General features: G+C 66.7%; 1 protein-coding gene and 1 pseudogene. One reads left to right on the top strand and one right to left on the bottom strand.

The genetic code is table 11. The features are described from left to right. Nucleotides 1–986, bottom strand: a 986-nt coding sequence (locus tag ACLHRZ_RS37185; RefSeq protein ID WP_490423002.1) for an ISAzo13 family transposase, incomplete at its 3' end; no start/stop codon positions are given. A 47-nt stretch (nucleotides 987–1,033) separates the two neighbouring features. On the opposite strand from ACLHRZ_RS37185, the pseudogene ACLHRZ_RS37180 reads away from it, so the two are divergent. Continuing rightward, nucleotides 1,034–1,371 (top strand): annotated as a pseudogene (locus ACLHRZ_RS37180) (transposase); the annotation flags it as partial.

Here is a 1,371-nt window from a genome sequence, read left to right as displayed (position 1 = left end):
CCGCGCCAGTCCCCGACCCTATTCGACGTACCTGGAGGAAAGTGGCATACCGTGACATTCAGGCCCGTCTCGGCGGCGAAGGCGGCCAGTTCGGACTTCCAGACCCGGTAGCGGTAGCTGTTCGAGCCGCCCGCGTCCGCGGTGATCAGCAGGCGCGTGGCGTGCGGGTAGTCATGGTGGCCGCGGGCCTGCCACCAGCGACGGATGGAGGCGACCGCGAAGGTGGAGGTGTCGTGGTCGACGCCGACGTTGACCCAGCCGGTATCGGCGGTCAGGTCGTAGATGCCGTAGGGGATGGCTGTATCGCCCTTCGGCCCGGTGAAGAAGCTGTGGTCCTCCACCTGGACCGGGTCACCCTTCGGCCGCCACTGGCGGCCCACGTTCGGCAGCTGGCCGAGCATCTCCTTCTTCTTCGTGTCCACGCTGATCACCGGTTCGCCGTCGGCCTGATGCTGCTTGACCTGCTCGTTGATGTAGCGGAACTGGGCGTCCCGGTCGGGATGTTGCTTTCCTTCCAGCGTCTTGGCCTGGGCCTGCAGGCTGAACCCGCTCTCCTTCAGCAGCCGGCCCACCGGCATCGCCGAGACGGGGTGACCCTGGCGGGTCAGTTCCTGGGCCAGGCTTCGCAGCGATTTCGTCGTCCAGCGAAGTGGCGACATCGGATCACCTCGCTCGTCCGGCTCGACCAGCGCCATCAGCGCGGGCAGTACCTCGGAGTCAACCTCCTCGGCGCGTTTGCGTCCCCCTCCCGGCCTGCGGACCCGTCCTTCGGGAAGCGGCAGTTCACCGGCTTCCAGCTCGAAGACGCCTCGGCGGACCGTCGTCTCGCTCACGTCGGCGGCACGAGCGACGGCTCGGATGCCGCCATGCCCGAGCAGCCGGGCTTCCGTCGCACACATCAACCGTCGCTGCCGCTCGTTCAGGTGCGGCAGCAACACCTCGAATCGCACGGCGAGTTGGCCGTGCACCCCCTCCGGAAGCGCCATACCGGATCAACGACACCGGCAAGTGGAAGCGACACCTTGTTTCTCTACGGCTCCATTTTTTACGGAATGTCTTCGGGGTGGTCCCGAAGGAGGCCGGTGAGATGGTCGCCGCGACGATCCGCACGATCTTCGCCCAGCCCACCGAGAAGGCGGTCAGAGCCCAGGCCGACACCGTCGCCGGCATGCTCGGCAGCCAGTTCCCCAAGGTCAGGGACATGCTGCTGGACGCCAAGGACGACCTGACCGCCTTCGCCGTGTTCCCGGAGCGGCACTGGAAGAAGATCCAGCCGACGAACCCGCTCGAGCGGATCAACCGGGAGATCAAGCGCCGCACCGACGTCGTCCAGGTCTTCCCCAACCAGGGCTGGCGCAAGTTCCTGTTGAT

The organism is Streptomyces sp. AM25 (assembly GCF_058146165.1).
This window is presented reverse-complemented; position numbering and strand designations above follow the sequence as displayed.